Below are 16,622 nucleotides of genomic sequence, written 5' to 3'. Positions count from 1 at the left end.
ACGGCTGATTCGATGCACCAACACTGCGCCCGTCGCGCTGCGCTTGCCACAGGCCTTGCCTTGCTTCTGGGCTCGACCGCCCTGGTCGCCCCCGGCTTGGCCCTCGCCCAACAGCCAGCGGCGCCTCCGGCCGTTCTCCCCGCCGAAGCCTCGGGCGTCGTGCAGCGGATCATCGTGCGCGGCAATGAGCGCATCGAGCAGGCGACCGTCGTCTCCTACCTGCCGATTCAGCCGGGCGAGGCGGTGAACGCCGAACGCCTGGACCTGGCGCTGAAGACGCTGTTCCAGACGGACCTGTTCGCCGACGTGAAGATCGACTTCCAGGCCGGCGACCTGGTCATCACCGTGGTCGAGAACCCGATCATCAACCGGGTGATCTTCGAGGGGAACTCGGGCCTCAAGGAAGACAAGCTCCGCGACGAGGTGAGCGTCCGCCCGCGCGGGATCTTCACCCGGGCCAAGGTGCAGTCCGACGTCCAGCGGATCGTCGAGCTCTACCGCCGCTCCGGCCGGATCTCGGCGAACGTCACGCCGCAGATCGTCGAGCTGCCGCAGCGCCGCGTCGACCTCATCTTCAAGATCGACGAGGGCCCGAAGAGCGGCGTGCTGCGGGTCAACTTCCTGGGCAACCGGGAGTTCTCAGACAACGACCTCCGCGACGTGGTCGTCACCGAGCAGTCGCGCTGGTACCGCTTCTTCTCGAACAACGCGAACTACGACCCCGATCGGCTTGAATACGACAAGGAGCAGCTCCGGAAGCACTACCGGAACCGCGGCTTCTACGACTTCCGTGTCGGATCCGCGGTCGCCGAGCTCGCCACCGACAAGAACGGCTTCGTGGTCACCTACACCCTCGAGGAGGGCCGCGAGTACAAGTTCGGCAAGATCAGCGTCGAGACCGAGCTGCAGAAGCTCGACAAGCAGGTGCTGACCGCGCTCGTGCCGATCCGGTCGGGCCAGACCTATCAGGACGAGGCCATCGAGCAGGCCACCGACGCGCTCACCTTCGCCGCCGGCGCCGCCGGCTTCGCCTTCGTGGACGTCCGGCCGCGCTATACGCCGAACCGCGAGACCGGGCTGGTGGACGTGGTCTTCCAGGTGAACGAAGGCCCGCGGGTCTATGTCGACCGGATCGACATCGTCGGCAACACCGCGACCCTCGATTACGTGATCCGCCGCGAGATGAACGTCTCGGAAGGCGACGCCTACAACCGCGCGCTGGTCGACCGCTCGCGCAATCAGATCCGCGGTCTCGGCTTCTTCAAGGAAGTCGAGATCACCGAGGTGCCGGGCTCTGCGCCGGACCGCACCGGCCTGCGCGTGCAGGTGGAGGAGCAGCCCACGGGCGAACTCTCGTTCAGCGCCGGCTACTCGTCGGTCGACCAGCTCGTCATCGACCTGGGCGTCACCCAGCGGAACTTCCGCGGCCGCGGGCAGAACGTGCGCGCCCGGGTGTCCCTGGGCTCGCTGCGCCAGCAGGCGGACTTCTCTTTCACCGAGCCGCGCTTCCTTGGCCGCGACCTCGCCGCCGGCCTGGACGCCTACTACTACATGTACGACCTGACCGAGTACTCGGCCTACAAGAGCGAGTCGCTGGGCACGGGCGTGCGCCTGAGCTTCCCGCTCAGCCTGAACTCGCGTGGCAGCCTGGGCTACACCCTGCGCACCGACGATGTCTCGATCGACGACGAGCTCTGCAACCAGAACCTGATCTCGTCTGTGATCTGCGACCAGCGCGGCTCGTACCTGACCTCGCTGGTCAGCTACGGCTACCGGCTCGATCGCCGGAACGACTACCTGAACCCGACCCGCGGCTTCTACGTGGCGGCCAACCAGGACCTGGCGGGCGTCGGCGGCGACGTGAACTACCTGCGCACCGAGGTGGACGGCGGCTGGTACTATGGCTTCAACCGCGACTTCATCCTGAGTGTGACCGGCTCGGCCGGCTACATCGACGGGTGGAGCGGAGACGAGGTGCGGATCAACGACCGCTTCTTCAAGGGCGGCACCAACTTCCGCGGCTTTGAGACCGCCGGCGTCGGTCCGCGCGACACCTCGCTGGGCCGCCAGGACGCCCTGGGCGGCAAGGCCTACGCCATCGGCACCGTGGAACTGACCGTTCCGACCTTCCTGCCCGAGCAGTACGGCATCAAGGCCGCGGTGTTCACCGAGTTCGGGACGGTCGGCCTGCTCGACAAGGAGCAGAAGCTGTGCACCCGGGACGACGGGGCGACCTGCCCGGTCGGGACGCGGAATCCGGCCATCCGGGACGATCTGTCGCTGCGCGCCGCCGCGGGCCTGAGCATCTTCTGGCGCTCGCCCATGGGGCCGATCCGCTTCGACTTCAGTCAGATTTTGGCCAAAGAAGACTACGACAAGACCGAAACCTTCCGGTTCTCCACCTCAACCAGGTTCTAGCATCATCATGACTTCCAAGACTCTCGCCGCGGTCGCGTGCGCCGCCGTCGCGCTGGGCGCGGGCTCCTCCGCGTTCGCGCAGCAGGCCGCCGCCCCGGCCCAGACCACCCAGGCCCCGGCCGTGAGCCATGGCGCGCCGATCGCGGGCATGTGCATCCTGTCTGTCCAGGGCGCCATCGCCGGCTCCACCGTCGGCCGCCACGTCGCCACCCGCATGGACCAGATCGTCCAGCAGGTGAACGCCGAGCTGAACGGCGAGCGCACCGCCATCGAGAACGAGACCCGCGCCCTGGAAGGCCAGCGCGCGACCCTCGACCGCACCGCCTTCGAGCAGCGCGCGTCGGGCCTCCAGGTCCGGGCCAACGCCTTGCAGCGCCGGGCCGCCCAGCGCGAGCGGGAAGTGGCCGCCACCGAGCAGCGCGCCATGGGCCGCGTCGGGCAGGAGATGGAGCCGCTGATCCGGCAGGTCTACCAGCAGCGCCAGTGCACCGTGCTGCTGAACCGCGAAGCGGTGGTCATCGCCAACCCGGCCATGGACATCACCCCGGGTGTGGTCCAGGCGCTGAACGCCAAGATCACCCAGTTCACCATCGAACGCGAGCGCCTCGACCAGCAGCCGGCGACCCCGGCGGCGGGCGGTCAGGCCGGCGCCGCGCGCCCGGCGACGACGACGCCGGCGCCGGCCACCCGCCGCTAGACACGACGGGGCGCGGGTCGCGCTCGCCCATAAGGACGCCATGCCCGACCCGCGCTTCTTCGAAGACCTCGGTCCCGTCGCCCTCGGGGAGCTGGCGGCGCTCACCGGCGCCGAGCTTCGCGACCCGACCGCCGCCGATCGGCCCGTGCGGTCGGTCGCCGTCCTGGCCCAGGCCCAGGCCGACACCGTCACCTTCCTCTCAGACCGCCGGCACGCGGCCGCGCTAAGGGCGTCGCGCGCCGGCGCCTGCTTCCTGCCGGCCAGCCAGGCGGCCGCCGCGCCTGAGGATTGCGTGGTGCTGGTGACGCCCGCCCCGCAGGCAGCTTATGCGCTGAGCGCCCAGCGGCTGCACCGGCCACGGGTGGCCGCGGGCGCGGAGGCGATCTCGCCGGACGCCCGGCTTGAGGAGGGAGTTGTGCTCGGCCCGGGAGTCGTGGTGGGCGAGGGCGCCCAGATCGGCCACGGCACGGTGATCGGCCCGAACACGGTGATCGGGCCGGGCGTGGCCATCGGCCGCGACTGTCAGATCGGGGCCAATGTGACCATCGGCTTCGCGCTGCTGGGAGACCGGGTGCGCATCCTGGGCGGCGCGGTGATCGGGGAACCGGGCTTCGGCGCAACGCTCGGGGCCGGCGGCCTGATCGACGTGCCTCAGCTCGGGCGGGTGATCCTGCAGGACGGGGTCACCATCGGCGCCAACACCTGCGTCGACCGGGGCGCCTTCGACGACACCGTGATCGGCGAGAACACCAAGATCGACAACCTGGTGCAGATCGCCCACAACGTCCGCATCGGGCGCAACTGCGTGATGGCGGCGCACACCGGGATCTCCGGCAGCGTCGTGATCGGCGACGGCGCCCAGTTCGGCGGGCGGGCGGGGGTCGCCGACCATGTGACCATCGGCGACGGCGCCCGCGTGGGCGCGGCGGCCGGCGTCATGAAGGACATTCCTGCCGGCGAGACCTGGGGCGGCATGCCCGCCAGGTCGATCCGCAAGTGGATGCGCGAGACCGCGTGGCTGGCCAAGATGGCGGCCCGCAAGGAGGGATCCGAGAATGAGCCGTAAGGCCCCGGTCAACGACGGAACCGGCGAGATCGACATCACCGAGATCCTCGACCGGATCCCGCACCGTTACCCGTTCCTGCTCGTCGACCGGGCGGAAGAGTACAGGCCGAACGAGTCCATCGTCGGCATCAAGTGCGTGACCGTGAACGAGCCGTTCTTCCAGGGCCACTTCCCGGGCTACCCGGTGATGCCGGGCGTGCTGCTCATCGAGGCCATGGCGCAGACGGGCGCCGTGCTGATGTCGAAGTCGCTCGAGGTGGACACGACCGGCAAGGCAATCTTCTTCATGTCGGCGGACAACTGCCGCTTCCGTTCGCCGGTACGGCCGGGCGACGTGGTCCGCATGCCGGTGCGCGTGATCCGCCACCGGGGCGACGTGTTCAAGTTCGCCGGCCAAGCGCTGGTGGGCGACAAGGTCGCCGCCGAGTGCGAGTTCGCCGCCATGGTGGTCAACACCCAGTGAGCGTCCAGATCCATCCGACGGCCCTCGTGGCCCAAGGCGCGGAGCTCGCCGACGGCGTCTCCGTCGGCCCGTTCTGCGTGGTGGGCGAGAAGGTCCGCATCGGGGCGGGCACCAAGCTGCATAGCCACGTTGTGGTCGAGGGCTCCACCGAGCTCGGGGAGAACAACCAGGTCTATCCCTTCGCTGTGCTCGGCGGTCCGCCGCAGCACACCGCCTACAAGGGCGAGGACACCCGCCTGGTGATCGGGGACAATAACCTGATCCGCGAGCACGCGACGCTGAACCTGGGCACCGTGAACGGCGGCGGGGTCACCCGCATCGGGTCGAACGGCTTCTACATGATCGAGAGCCATGTGGGGCACGACTGCGTGGTCGGCGACCACGTGATCCTCACCAAGCAAGCGACGCTGGGCGGCCACTGCCAGATCGGCGACTACGTGATCGTCGGCGGGCTCGCGGCCGTTCACCAGTTCACCCGGGTCGGCCGGCACGCCATGATCGGCGGCCTGGCGGCCGTGGTGAAGGACGTGATCCCTTATGGCTCGGTGTGGGGCAATCACGCCCACCTCGAGGGCCTGAACCTGGTGGGGCTGAAGCGCCGCGGCTTCAGCCGCGAGAGCATCAACACGCTCCGCGCCGCCTACCGCCTGCTGTTCGCCGACGAAGGCACCTTCCAGGAGCGGCTGGAGGATACCGCCGAGACCTATGCGGCCTCGCCGGAGGTGATGGAGATCATCGACTTCATCCGCGCCGACGCCAGCCGACCGCTCTGCCTGCCCGACCGCGAGGTCTGATGAAGAAGCTCGGGCTGATCGCCGGCGGCGGGAGCCTGCCCGTGGAGATCGCCCGGCATTGCGAGCGCGCCGGTCGGCCGCTCTTCCTCATCCGGCTGAAAGGCTTCGCGGGCGACGGGCTCGCGCCCTATGCGGGCGCCGAGGTGGGGCTGGCGGAACTCGGCAAGTGCTTCAAGGCGCTGAAGCGGGCCGGCTGCGAGGCGGTCTGCCTGGCCGGGAACGTGAGCCGGCCGGACTTCAGCTCGCTCGTACCCGACATGCGCGGCCTGGCCGCGCTGCCGGGTGCGATCGCCGCGGCCCGTCGCGGCGACGACGCGCTGCTGCGTTTCCTGGTGGGCGAATTCGAGAAGGAAGGCTTCACGGTCGAAGGGGCGCACGAGGTGATGGACGACCTCGGCCTGCCTGCCGGGCCGCTGGGCCGGCATGCGCCGCCGCCGGAAGCCGGCGGCGATGTGGCCCGGGCGCTGGAGGTGGCGCGCGCCATCGGACGACTGGACGTGGGGCAGGGGGCCGTGGTCTGCGACGGCCTGGTGCTGGCGGTGGAGGCCCAGGAGGGGACCGACGCCATGCTCTCGCGCGTCGCCGACCTGCCGCACGCCCTTCGCGGCAGTCCCGAAGCGCCGCGCGGCGTGCTGGCCAAGGCGCCGAAGCCCATCCAGGAGACGCGGGTGGACCTGCCGACCATCGGCCTCGCCACCGTCGAGGGCGTCGCCCGGGCCGGGCTTGCGGGCATCGTGGGAGAGGCGGGCCGGCTGCTGGTCCTCGACCGCGAGGCGGTGATCCAGCTCGCTGACGAACTCGGGGTCTTCATCGTGGGCGTGGAGCCCGCCTGACGATGGCGGAGCGTCCGCTGACCGTTATGCTTGTGGCCGCCGAGGCCTCCGGTGATGACCGCGGCGCCGGGCTGGCTCGCGCGCTGAGGCGACGGCTGGGCGACGGCGTGCGGTTCGTGGGCGTCGGCGGCCGCAACATGGCGGCCGAGGGGGTGCAGAGCCCGTTCGACATCACCGAGCTGTCGATCTTCGGCCTGCTCGAGGGGCTGCTGGCCTGGCGGCGCGTCGTTCGCCGGGCGCAGGAGACCGCGGCCATCGCCGCCCGCGAGACGCCCGACGTGGCGGTGCTGATCGACTCCTGGGGCTTCACCCTGAGGGTCGCCCACCGGCTGCGGAAGGCGGAGCCGAACCTGCCGCTCGTGAAGTACGTGGCGCCTCAGGTCTGGGCGTCGCGGCCGGGCCGCGCGCGGACCCTGGCCCGCGCTGTCGACCACCTGCTGTCGATCCACGTCTTCGATGCGCCCTATTTCGAGGCCGAGGGCCTGCCCGTCACCTTCGTCGGCAATTCCGCCCTGCACATGGACTTCTCCGGGTCGGACCCCGACCGGCTGCGCCGGCAGATCGGCGCCGGTCCCGAGGATCCGATCCTCCTCGTCCTGCCTGGCAGCCGGCCAAGCGAGATCGAGCGGGTCCTGCCGCCGTTCGAGGACGCCGTGCACCGCCTGAAGGCCGAGCGACCCGGCCTGCACGTGGTCGTGCCCGCCGCCCCGACGGTGGCCGAGATGGTCAAGGCGCGGGTGGCCGGATGGCCGCATCGGGCGCATGTGCTGGAAGGCGAGGGGGCCAAGCTCGACGCCATGAAGGCCGCAACCGTGGCGCTCGCCTGCTCGGGCACCGTCACCACAGAGCTGGCGCTGGCCGGCGCCCCGATGGTGGTCGGCTACAAGCTGGGCCCGGTGACCTATGCGATCCTGAAGCGGCTGATCCGCACGCGCTGGGTCACGCTGTTCAACATCGCCGCCCAGGATTTCGTGGCCCCAGAGCTGATCCAGGACGAATGCGACGGACCGCGGCTTGCGGCGGAAGTGGCGCGGCGCCTCGACGACCCGGAGTTGCGCCGCCTGCAGGTGGCGCGCCAGTTCCAAGCGCTCGATCAAATGGGACGCGGCGGCCCCGATCCCTCGGAGGCCGCCGCTGAAGCCGTTCTGCAGATTGTCCGCCAGAGGCGGGGCGCTTAGCCCCGCTTGTCGACCGCGACGTAGTCGCGCTGCGGCGAGCCCGTGTAGAGCTGGCGCGGGCGGCCGATCTTCTGCGACGGATCCTCGATCATTTCCTTCCACTGGGCGATCCAGCCGACGGTCCGCGCGAGCGCGAAGAGCACCGTGAACATCTCCGGCGGGAAGCCGAGGGCGCGCAGGGTGATGCCCGAGTAGAAGTCGACGTTCGGATAGAGCTTCCGCTCCACGAAGTAGGGGTCGTTGAGCGCGATCTTCTCGAGCTCCATGGCCACCTTCAGCAGCGGGTCGTCGGCGTGACCGACTTCGGCCAGCACCTCATGGCAGGTCTGCTGCATCACCTTCGCGCGCGGGTCGTAGTTCTTGTAAACCCGGTGGCCGAAGCCCATCAGGCGATAACGGCGGTCCTTCACGCCCTGGACGTACTCGGGGATGCGGTCCACCGAGCCGATCTCGGCCAGCATGTTCAGGGCTTCTTCGTTCGCCCCGCCGTGGCTCGGCCCCCAGAGGCAGGCGATGCCGGCGGCGATGCAGGCGAACGGATTGGCGCCCGACGACCCCGCGAGACGGACGGTCGAGGTCGAGGCGTTCTGCTCGTGGTCGGCATGGAGGATGAAGATCCGGTCCATGGCGCGGGTCAGCACCGGGTTTGGCTTCCAGTCCTCGGCCGGCACCGAGAAGCACATGCGCAGGAAGTTCTCGGCGTAGGAGAGGTCGTTGCGCGGGTAAACGAACGGCTGGCCCTTGGAGTACTTGAAGGCCCGGGCCGCGATCGTCGGCATCTTGGCGATCAGGCGATGGGCCGAGATCGTCCGCTGCTCCGGATCGTCGATGTTGGTGCTGTCGTGGTAGAAGGCCGACAGGGCGCCCACGGCGCCAACCATGATCGCCATGGGGTGCGCGTCGCGCCGGAAGCCCATGAAGAAGCGGTCGAACTGCTCGTGCACCATCGTGTGGTAGGTGATGTTGTGCTCGAACTCGGCGAACTCGGTCGCCGTCGGCAGCTCGCCGTGCAGCAGCAGGTAGCAGACTTCCAGGAAGCTCGACTGCTCGGCCAGCTGGTCGATCGGGTAGCCGCGGTGCAGCAGCACGCCCCTGTCGCCGTCGATGAAGGTGATCTTGCTCTCGCAAGATGCCGTCGACGTGAAGCCGGGGTCGTAGGTGAAGGTGTCGGTCTCGGCGTAGAGCTTGCGGATGTCTACGACGTCAGGCCCCGTCGTGCCCTTCAGGACCGGTAGCTCGACCGTCTTGCCGCCGATGCCGATCTTCGCCGTGTCGCCCATGCGAACCCCTTTCGCCATTGCGAGATGAAACGCTCGTTCGAGCGGCCTTATAGCGGTTTACGCGCCCGGTGAAAGCGCATCGTCAAGCCGGCCAAGACTTTCGTCTTTTCCAAGCGATACCAGCGTTCCGGCAAGGTCCGGCGCAGGCGAGCCGCCCGACAGGACGCCGCGCAGCGCCGGGCCGAACTTGCCGATGCCCACGCCCTCGGACTCCGCGAAGCTGCGGATCGCCTGCTCGAGGGTGGCGACCGACCAGTCGGCCTCGGCCCCGAGTTTCTCCCGCAGGCGCGAAAGGCGGCCGCGGGTCTCGTCGCTGAGCAGGCCCTGCACTTTCTCGGGCAGCTCGAGCGGACGCTGCTTCAGCACGAAGACGGTGGCGTCGGCGAGGTCGAGCAGGGTCTTGGCGCCGTCGCGGACGAGCGGAATGGCCTGCTCGAGCACCGGCAGGTCGGCCTCGCGGATCTTCCAGTCGCGGCTCTTGTGGATCTCCGCCACCAGCCCGGCGAGCCGGGCGGGCTCGGCCTGACGGATGTAGTGGTTGTTGAGGTGGTTGAGCTTGTCCCAGTCCAGGCGGGCCGGCGCGCTCACCACGTCCTTGATGTCGAACCAGGCGATGGCCTCGTCGTCCGAGAAGATCTCGTCGTCGCCGTGGCCCCAGCCGAGCTTGGCCAGGTAGTTGCGCATGGCCTCCGGCAGGTAGCCCATGGCGTCGAACTCGCTCACCGCCTGGGCCCCGTGGCGCTTCGACAGCTTGGCCCCGTCCGGCCCGTGGATCAGCGGCAGGTGCGCCCACACCGGCACATCCCAGCCGAGGCCCTGGTAGATCAGGGTCTGGCGGGCCGCGTTGTTCAGGTGATCGTCGCCGCGGATCACGTGGGTGACGCCCATGTCGTGGTCGTCGACCACGACGGCCAGGTTGTAGGTCGGCGTGCCGTCGGTGCGCAGCAGGATCAGGTCGTCGAGGTTCTGGTTCTGAAAGCGGACGTCGCCCTTCACCTGGTCGTGGACGATGGTCTCGCCGTCCTGCGGCGCCTTCAGCCGGACCACGAAGGGGCGGTCGGGAGCGTCGTTGGGGCTGAGGTCGCGCCAGGGCGAGCGCACGACGCGGCCGGCGGCGCGGGCCGCCTCGCGCTCGGCCTCGAGCTCCTCGGGCGTCATGTAGTCCTTGTAGGCGGCGCCGCTGGCCAGCAGCTCCTCGACGGCCTCGCGGTGGCGGTCGGCGCGGGCGAACTGGAACACCGGCGTCTCGTCGGCCTCGAGCCCGAGCCACTTCAGCCCGTCGAAGATCACCTGCACGGCCTCGGCCGTGGAGCGCTCGCGGTCGGTGTCCTCGATGCGCAGCAGGAACTTGCCGCCGGTGTGGCGGGCATAAAGCCAGTTGAAAAGCGCCGTCCGGGCCGTGCCAATGTGCATCATGCCGGTGGGGGACGGGGCGATACGGGTGACGACGGGACGGTCGGACATCGGGATCAGCGAGACTGGGGAGGCTGCGGCGCGGGGCGCCTGGGCGGCGCCTCTTAGCACGCGGATTCGCCGCGGTCCTAGCCTTGCCGCAGCCGGAGCCTGGCTTCTCGCCCAGGCCGGCGCGCAGGCGGACCGCTGGACGCTGTGGACGCCCGTGGCGTTCGGCCTCGGCGCAGCCCTCTATTTCGCCCTGCTGCGGGAGCCGCTGCCCGGCGTCGCCTGGGCCGCCCTGGCGGGCGCCGCGATCCTGCTGGCGGCGGCCGGCCGCTCGAACAGGCGGCTGCTGACCGCGGCATTGGTGCTGGCCGCCTGCGGCCTGGGCGGGTTCGGCATGGGCAAGGTGCGCACGGAGCGGGTCTGGGCGCCGATCGCGCCGGCTCAGGCGGTGCCGCAGCGGGTCGAGGGATGGGTGGTGGACGTGGCGAGCCCGGGCGAGGGCGGCCAGCGGCTGCTCATTGCGCCGTCGCGGATCGGCGACTGGGCGCCCGGCGCCACGCCCATCCGCATCCGGGTGACGCTGCGGCCCGGGACGCCGATCCCATCGCCAGGGGCGCCGGTGCGGCTGCTGGCCATCGTCAACCCGCCGCCGCCGCCGGCGAGCCCCGGGGCCTACGACTTCGCCCGCGACGCCTTCTTCGAAAGCGTGGGCGCCGTCGGCCTGGCCCTCACCCCGCCGGCCACCTGGGAGGCGGGGCGGGAGCCGCCGTGGCGACTGCGCCTGCAGATGCAGGTGAACGCGGTGCGCTGGGCCCTGTCGCGGCGGATCGTCGACGAGCTGGGAGCCGAGACCGGCGGGCTGGCGGCCGCGATGACGACGGGCCACGAGGCCTTCATCCCGCGCGAGCAGGCCGAGAACCTGCGGGCGGCGGGACTGGCGCACATCGTCTCCATCTCCGGCCTGCACATGGCCATCGTCGGCGGCTTCGCCTTCGCCGCCGCACGGCTGGCGATCGCGACCTGGCCGTGGCTGGCGCTCAGGGTCAGCGGCAAGAAGGTGGCCGCCGTGGTCGGCCTGGCGGCGGTGGGCGGCTATCTGGTGCTTTCCGGCGCGCCGCCGCCGGCGGAGCGGGCGGCGGTGACCGCCGGCGTGGCGTTCCTGGCGATCCTCGTGGACCGGCAGGCCATCAGCCTGCATGCGCTCGCGCTGGCGGCCATGGCGGTGATGCTGATGCACCCGGAGGCGGTCACCGAGCCGGGATTTCAGATGTCCTTCGCCGCCACCGCCGCGCTGGTGGCGCTGGCCGAGCGGTGGCCCAGGCCCGTGAAGGAGATCAATGCGCCCTGGCCGATCCGGGCGGTGCAGGCCATCGGCGCGTGGGTGGCGATCAGCCTGGCCGCCAGCCTGGTGGCAGGCCTCGCCACCGGCCCCTTCGCCATGCAGCACTTCAACCGGGTCTCCACCTGGGGACTGGCGGCCAACCTGGCGGTGGCGCCGATCTCGTCCTTCCTGATGATGCCGGCGCTGGCGCTCGGCGCCACCCTCTCGCCAATCGGCCTGGGCGACGCGCCGCTGGCGGCGGCGGGGTTCGCCATCGAGCTGATGAACCGGGTGGCGGCCACGGCGGCGGCGGCGCCCAACGCTCAGCTCGTGGTCCCGAGCGGGGCGGCCTGGACCCTGGTGGCGGCGTTCCTTGGGATCCTGTGGCTCTGCCTGTGGAAGGGGCCGCTCCGATGGGCGGGAGCGCCGTTCGCGCTCGCCGTGCTGCTGGTCCCAAAGCCTGTGGCGCCGGACGCCTGGATCGCCGCGGACGGCTCGACGGCGGCGGTGCGGCAGGGGCAGACGGCCCTGCTGCTGCGGCCCGACGCGAAGCTGTTCGGCGCCGGGCTGTGGGCGAGGCGGCGCGGGCTGACGCCGGAGCCGGCGCCGGCCCAGGCCTACGCCTGCGACCGCTGGAGCTGCCTGCCGGGCGCCCATGGGCCGGTCCGGCTGGCCAACGCCTGGAACCTGAAGCGGCCGCTGAAGCCGGGGCGCATCGAGGCGATGTGCGCCAGCGCCGAGGTGCTGGTCATCCGCAACGACGAACGCCCGGCGGCCTGCCGGGCGTCGCTGGTCCTCTCAGGCGAGGACTTCCGGAAGGGCGGCGCGGCCGAACTCTACCGGCAGGCCGACGGCTCCTGGCGGGTCGTCTGGGCGCAGGACCTGCGCGGACGCCGGCCCTGGACCTGGGGACCCGACCCGCGCCGTCAGTGATAGCGGCGGATCAGGCCCACGAGGCGGCCCTGCACCGACACCTGGTCGGGCCCGAAGATGCGGGTCTCGTAGGCCGGGTTGGCGGCTTCCAGGGCGATGGAGGCGCCCTTCTTGCGGAGGCGCTTGAGGGTGGCTTCCTCGCCGTTCACCAACGCCACGACGATGTCGCCGGACTGGGCGCTGTCGGTGCGCCGGATGACCACGAAGTCGCCGTCGAGAATGCCGGCGTTGATCATCGAGTCACCCGAGATCTCGAGGACGAAGTGCTCGCCCGCGCCGAGGATCGCCTCGGGCACCGGCAGGCGGTCACGCTCCTGCTGGATCGCCTCGATGGGCGTGCCGGCGGCGATCTTGCCGAGGATCGGCAGCTCGCGGGTGTCGTTGGCGGCGGTCGGCATGACCGCGCCGGCCTCGACGAGCTGCGGCTTGAAGGGCGCGCGGCCCTTGGGCGGGGCGGCCGTCGTCGCCTGCTGCGGCAGCTTCACCACCTCCAGCGCCCGGGCCCGGTGGGGCAGGCGGCGGAGGAAGCCGCGCTCCTCGAGCGCCGTGATCAGCCGGTGGATGCCCGACTTCGACGCAAGGTCCAGGGCCTCCTTCATCTCGTCGAACGAGGGAGACACGCCGGTCTCCTTGATGCGTTCGTGGATGAACATGAGCAGTTCGTGCTGCTTGCGGGTGAGCATGGCGCCGGCCCTTGAAGAACAAAGCGAAAACCTGATCGATGTTCTCTAGGTGTTCTTCGTTAATGTCAAGTTACCCCGCAGCCTGCTGAAACTGCAGCGCTTTTCCAGCAGGCGCCGGGCCGACTCAGGCGGCGAGCAGCGCGCGGGTGGCGGCGGCGACGTCGGCCTGGCGCATCAGGCTCTCGCCGACCAGCATGGCCCGGGCGCCGGAGCGTTCCAGGCGGGCGGCGTCGGCGGCGGTGAAGATGCCGCTCTCGGTGACCAGCAGGGCGCCGTCGGGCGCACGGGCGGCGAGCCGCTCGGTGATGGCGAGGTCGACGGTGAAGGTCCGCAGGTCGCGGTTGTTGACCCCCACGAGGTCGGCGCCGAGGCGGCCGGCGCGGTCCATCTCGGCCTCGTCGTGGGTCTCGACCAGGACGTCCATGCCGAGCCGGCGCGCCTCGGCCATCAGCTCGGCGGCGAGCGCGTCGTCGACCATGGCGAGGATCACCAGTATGGCGTCGGCCTCGAGCGCCCGGCTTTCGGCCACCTGCCAGGGATCGACCAGGAACTCCTTGCGGATGCAGGGCAGGGCGGAAGCCTGACGCGCGGCGGCGAGGAAGGCGTCGGCGCCCTGGAAGCTCGGGCCGTCGGTGAGGACGGACAGGCAGGCCGCGCCGCCGGCCTCGTAGGCGCGGGCCAGCGCCGGCGGGTCGAAGTCCTCGCGGATCAGGCCCTTCGAGGGGGAGGCCCTCTTGATCTCGGCGATCAGGGCCAGGCGGCCGGGGCCGTGGGCGCGCTTCAGGGCGGCCTTGAAGCCCCGCGGGGCCGGCGCGGCCCTGGCGGCTGCCTCCACCATGTCGAGGGTGCGCTCGGCCTTGCGGGCGGCGACCTCGTCGCGCTTGTAGGCGGCGATGCGGTCGAGGATGTCGCTCATGCGTAGGTCTTGGTGATCTCGACCAGCCGGTCGAGGGCGCCGAGCGCGCGCCCGTCGTCCACCACCTGGGCGGCGTACTCGACGCCCTGGCGCAGGGTCTCGACCTTCTCGTCCACCAGGAAGGCCGCGGCCGCGTTCAGCAGCACCACGTCGCGGTAGGGACCGGTCTCGCCCGCCAGCAGGCCGCGAAGCGCACGGGCGTTCTCGGCCGGCGTGCCGCCGGTGAGGTCGGCCAGCGCGGCGCGCGGCAGGCCCACCGCCTCCGGCGTGATGGTGAAGAGGCGAACCTGGCCCTCGCGGTACTCGGCCACGCTGGTCTCGCCCGTGGTGGTCATCTCGTCCATGCCGCCGCCGTGGACGACCCAGGCCCGTTCGGCGCCCAGCGCGCCCAGCACCTGGGCGAGCGGCGAGACCCAGCGCTCGGCGAAGACGCCGACCACCTGCCGCTTTGCGCCGGCCGGGTTGGTCAGCGGGCCCAGCAGGTTGAAGATGGTCCGGAAGCCGAGCTCGGTGCGGATCGGCGAGACGTGGCGCATGGCGCCGTGGTGGGCCGGGGCGAACAGGAAGCAGATGTTCGCCTCCTCCAGCGCCTTGAGGTGGGTCTCGGCCGGGGCGGCGAGGTTCACGCCCAGCTCCGAGAGGACGTCGGCCCCGCCGGACTTGGAGGAGAGCGCGCGGTTGCCGTGCTTGGCGACCTTCAGCCCGCCGCCCGCCGCCACGAAGGCCGCAGCGGTGGAGATGTTGAGGGTGTGCAGGCCGTCGCCGCCGGTGCCGCACACGTCGATGGTCGGGAAGCCCGGCTCGATGTGGATGGCGGCCCGGCGCATGGCGCGCGCGCAGGCGGCGATCTCGCCCATGGTCTCACCGCGCATCCGCATGGCGGTGAGCGCCGCGCCGACCTGCGCCGGCGTCGGCTCGCCGCGCAGGCAGGCGGCGAAGAAGTCGTCCGCGTCCTCATCGGACAGGGTCGCGCCGTCGGCCAGGCGCTGCAGCAGCGGCTTGAAGAGGTCGGACATCCGTCAGGCGATCAGGCGGTGGCCAGGCGCTTCACGCCGGCGATGTCGAGGAAGTTGGCGAGCAGCTCGTGGCCGCACTCGGTGGCGATCGATTCGGGGTGGAACTGGACGCCGTGGATCGGCCGCGTCCTGTGCTGCACGCCCATGATCTCGCCGTCCTCGGTCCAGGCGGTGACCTCGAGGACGTCCGGCAGCACCTGCCGCTCCACCGAGAGCGAGTGGTAGCGGGTGGCGGTGAAGGGGTTCTTCAGGCCGGCGAACACGCCCTGGCCGGTGTGGTGGATCTGGCTGGTCTTGCCGTGCATCAGCGCCTTGGCGCGGATCACCTCGCCGCCGAACGCCTGACCGATGGCCTGGTGCCCGAGGCAGACGCCGAAGATCGGCAGGTCGTCCGGCGCGGCCTTCAGGATGTCGAGGCAGATGCCGGCCTCGTTCGGGGTGCAGGGGCCCGGCGACAGCAGCACGCCCTGCGGCTTCAGCCCCAGGGCCTCGGCGACGCTCAGCGCGTCGTTGCGGTGGACGACCGTCTCCGCCCCCAGCTCGTTCAGGTAGTGGACGAGGTTGTAGGTGAAGCTGTCGTAGTTATCGATCACCAGGATCATGCGAACTCTCTACGGTCTGAGGGCGCGGACGCCAAGCGCGCCGATTGGCCGGAAGCGCGACTCCGTCGATCCTGCGCGGCCATGTCCGCCCTGGATATCGAGGCCCTGAAGCGCGCCCGCAAGCTGACCGCGCCGCCCGCGCGGAAGGAGCGCCTTTGGCCGGTCGTCGCCGCCGCGGCCCTCGCGGCGTTCACCGCGCTCAGCTTCGCCACCGCCATGATCCTCGCCCCGCCGGTCGTGAGCCATTCCGTCGAGGGGGTGGAGTAGGGGGCGCGAAGCGCGCACGGCGCGCGAGGCGCGGCCGGTGAGCCGGCCCGCCTGGCGGTGGATCTGAATGAACGCCGACGCCGCTGGCCCCATCCCTCTCCGCTTCGCGGGGTGAGAGGAGGGGCGTTTGGCCTAGCTGGAGTCGGCGGGGCCGGGCGGGGGCCGGGCCGCCGGCGCGGCGCGGGTGGGCTCGCGGGTCTCATAGAGCACGCGAACGTCGGCGCCGATGGCTTCGCAGGCCTCGAAGACGAGGTCGACGTAATCGGTACGCAGGAAATCGCCGCGTCGCATGGCCGCCTCCACCCAGCGGTCGAGCGCCTCGGCCAGGGCCTCCGGATCCTCGGGAGGCTCGAAGCCCTCGGGCAGCTCGTCGGAGGACAGGTCCTCCTCCTCGAACCAGATGGCGTGGCTGACCCGGCTGCGGATCTGCTCGCCTCGGCGGCGGACCGCCTCGGCGTGGTTTTCCGCGAGCATCCGCTCGACGGCGGCGCACTCCTCATCGGCCGCGGCGGCTTCGCGGGCGAGCTCGTCGCGGTAGCGGATCACCTTCAGTTCGAGGGCGAGCGTCTGGCGCAGCCCCCGGGAGACCTGCTGGAAGGCTGCGGCGAGGCGGGTGGCGTCGGCGACGCTCTCGGCCTCCAGAGCGCGGTTCTGCAGGTCGCGGGCCAGGGTGAGGCTCATCGCCGCCAGCTCGGCCAGCACGGCCGAGTGCCGATCCTCCGGAAGGGGTGTGGGCGACGACATGAACGAAAGG

16 protein-coding genes are annotated in these 16,622 nt (G+C 71.1%); 9 read left to right on the top strand and 7 right to left on the bottom strand.

Annotated features, from left to right (window positions below; all coding sequences use genetic code 11):
* Window positions 1-12: 12 nt before the first annotated feature.
* From bamA to lpxB, 7 genes are read left to right on the top strand one after another with little or no spacing between them, the layout of a single operon-like run.
* Window positions 13-2,418, top strand: a complete 2,406-nt coding sequence (gene bamA, locus ACE3Q8_RS12405; protein WP_374470580.1) for an outer membrane protein assembly factor BamA — start codon at window positions 13-15, stop codon at window positions 2,416-2,418.
* A gap of 7 nt (window positions 2,419-2,425) precedes the next feature.
* Complete coding sequence (locus tag ACE3Q8_RS12400) at window positions 2,426-3,115, top strand: OmpH family outer membrane protein (protein ID WP_374470579.1); 690 nt, start codon at window positions 2,426-2,428, stop codon at window positions 3,113-3,115.
* Between the two features lie 40 nt (window positions 3,116-3,155).
* Complete coding sequence (gene lpxD, locus ACE3Q8_RS12395; protein ID WP_374470578.1) at window positions 3,156-4,181, top strand: UDP-3-O-(3-hydroxymyristoyl)glucosamine N-acyltransferase; 1,026 nt, start codon at window positions 3,156-3,158, stop codon at window positions 4,179-4,181.
* A complete protein-coding gene (fabZ, locus tag ACE3Q8_RS12390) occupies window positions 4,171-4,644 on the top strand; it encodes a 3-hydroxyacyl-ACP dehydratase FabZ (RefSeq protein WP_374470577.1) in 474 nt (157 codons plus the stop codon). The genes lpxD and fabZ overlap by 11 nt, the downstream gene beginning before the upstream one ends.
* Window positions 4,641-5,438, top strand: a complete 798-nt coding sequence (lpxA, locus tag ACE3Q8_RS12385) for an acyl-ACP--UDP-N-acetylglucosamine O-acyltransferase (RefSeq protein WP_374470576.1) — start codon at window positions 4,641-4,643, stop codon at window positions 5,436-5,438. Before fabZ ends, lpxA begins: the two co-directional genes overlap by 4 nt.
* A complete protein-coding gene (locus ACE3Q8_RS12380) occupies window positions 5,438-6,271 on the top strand; it encodes an LpxI family protein (RefSeq protein WP_374470575.1) in 834 nt (277 codons plus the stop codon). The genes lpxA and ACE3Q8_RS12380 overlap by 1 nt, the downstream gene beginning before the upstream one ends.
* A gap of 2 nt (window positions 6,272-6,273) precedes the next feature.
* The gene (lpxB, locus tag ACE3Q8_RS12375; protein WP_374470574.1) at window positions 6,274-7,449 is read left to right on the top strand and encodes a lipid-A-disaccharide synthase; all 1,176 of its coding nucleotides are present in this window, start codon (window positions 6,274-6,276) and stop codon (window positions 7,447-7,449) included.
* On the opposite strand, the gene gltA is transcribed toward lpxB, so the two are convergent.
* Together gltA and gltX are read right to left on the bottom strand one after the other, a co-directional pair.
* On the bottom strand, window positions 7,446-8,729 hold the full coding sequence (gene gltA / locus ACE3Q8_RS12370) for a citrate synthase (RefSeq protein ID WP_374470573.1): 1,284 nt from the start codon (window positions 8,727-8,729) through the stop codon (window positions 7,446-7,448). The genes lpxB and gltA overlap by 4 nt on opposite strands.
* Window positions 8,730-8,786: 57 nt before the next feature.
* Window positions 8,787-10,193 (bottom strand): glutamate--tRNA ligase, encoded by a 1,407-nt coding sequence (gene gltX / locus ACE3Q8_RS12365; RefSeq protein ID WP_374470572.1) that lies wholly within the window; start codon window positions 10,191-10,193, stop codon window positions 8,787-8,789.
* Between the two features lie 154 nt (window positions 10,194-10,347).
* Between gltX and ACE3Q8_RS12360 the strand changes: the two genes are divergently transcribed.
* Window positions 10,348-12,384 (top strand): ComEC/Rec2 family competence protein, encoded by a 2,037-nt coding sequence (locus ACE3Q8_RS12360; RefSeq protein WP_374470571.1) that lies wholly within the window; start codon window positions 10,348-10,350, stop codon window positions 12,382-12,384.
* On the opposite strand, the gene lexA is transcribed toward ACE3Q8_RS12360, so the two are convergent.
* The 4 genes from lexA to ACE3Q8_RS12340 all read right to left on the bottom strand — a co-directional run bounded on the left by lexA (window position 12,378) and on the right by ACE3Q8_RS12340 (window position 15,601).
* Window positions 12,378-13,067: a transcriptional repressor LexA gene (lexA, locus tag ACE3Q8_RS12355; RefSeq protein WP_374470570.1), complete on the bottom strand. Its 690-nt coding sequence runs from the start codon at window positions 13,065-13,067 to the stop codon at window positions 12,378-12,380. The two genes, ACE3Q8_RS12360 and lexA, sit on opposite strands and share 7 nt — an antisense overlap.
* Window positions 13,068-13,191: 124 nt before the next feature.
* Entirely contained in the window at window positions 13,192-13,983 is a 792-nt protein-coding gene (trpC, locus tag ACE3Q8_RS12350; RefSeq protein ID WP_374470569.1) for an indole-3-glycerol phosphate synthase TrpC, read from the bottom strand.
* Window positions 13,980-14,999, bottom strand: coding sequence for an anthranilate phosphoribosyltransferase (gene trpD / locus ACE3Q8_RS12345; RefSeq protein ID WP_374470568.1), 1,020 nt, complete (start codon window positions 14,997-14,999; stop codon window positions 13,980-13,982). Before trpD ends, trpC begins: the two co-directional genes overlap by 4 nt.
* An 11-nt stretch (window positions 15,000-15,010) precedes the next feature.
* Window positions 15,011-15,601, bottom strand: coding sequence for an aminodeoxychorismate/anthranilate synthase component II (locus tag ACE3Q8_RS12340; protein ID WP_374470567.1), 591 nt, complete (start codon window positions 15,599-15,601; stop codon window positions 15,011-15,013).
* Between the two features lie 81 nt (window positions 15,602-15,682).
* Here ACE3Q8_RS12340 and ACE3Q8_RS12335 point away from each other — a divergent pair, with 81 nt between their 5' ends.
* Window positions 15,683-15,868 carry a hypothetical protein gene (locus ACE3Q8_RS12335; protein ID WP_374470566.1) on the top strand — a complete coding sequence of 62 codons (186 nt, stop codon included), beginning with the start codon at window positions 15,683-15,685 and terminating at the stop codon, window positions 15,866-15,868.
* Between the two features lie 132 nt (window positions 15,869-16,000).
* On the opposite strand, the gene ACE3Q8_RS12330 is transcribed toward ACE3Q8_RS12335, so the two are convergent.
* Window positions 16,001-16,612, bottom strand: coding sequence for a hypothetical protein (locus tag ACE3Q8_RS12330; RefSeq protein WP_374470565.1), 612 nt, complete (start codon window positions 16,610-16,612; stop codon window positions 16,001-16,003).
* Between the last annotated feature and the right edge of the window lie 10 nt (window positions 16,613-16,622).

It is taken from the genome of Phenylobacterium sp., from assembly GCF_041913825.1.
In the GTDB taxonomy this organism is placed as follows: Bacteria; Pseudomonadota; Alphaproteobacteria; order Caulobacterales; family Caulobacteraceae; genus Phenylobacterium.
Note: the sequence above shows the minus strand (reverse complement) of the source record. Positions and strands in the feature narration are given on the sequence as shown.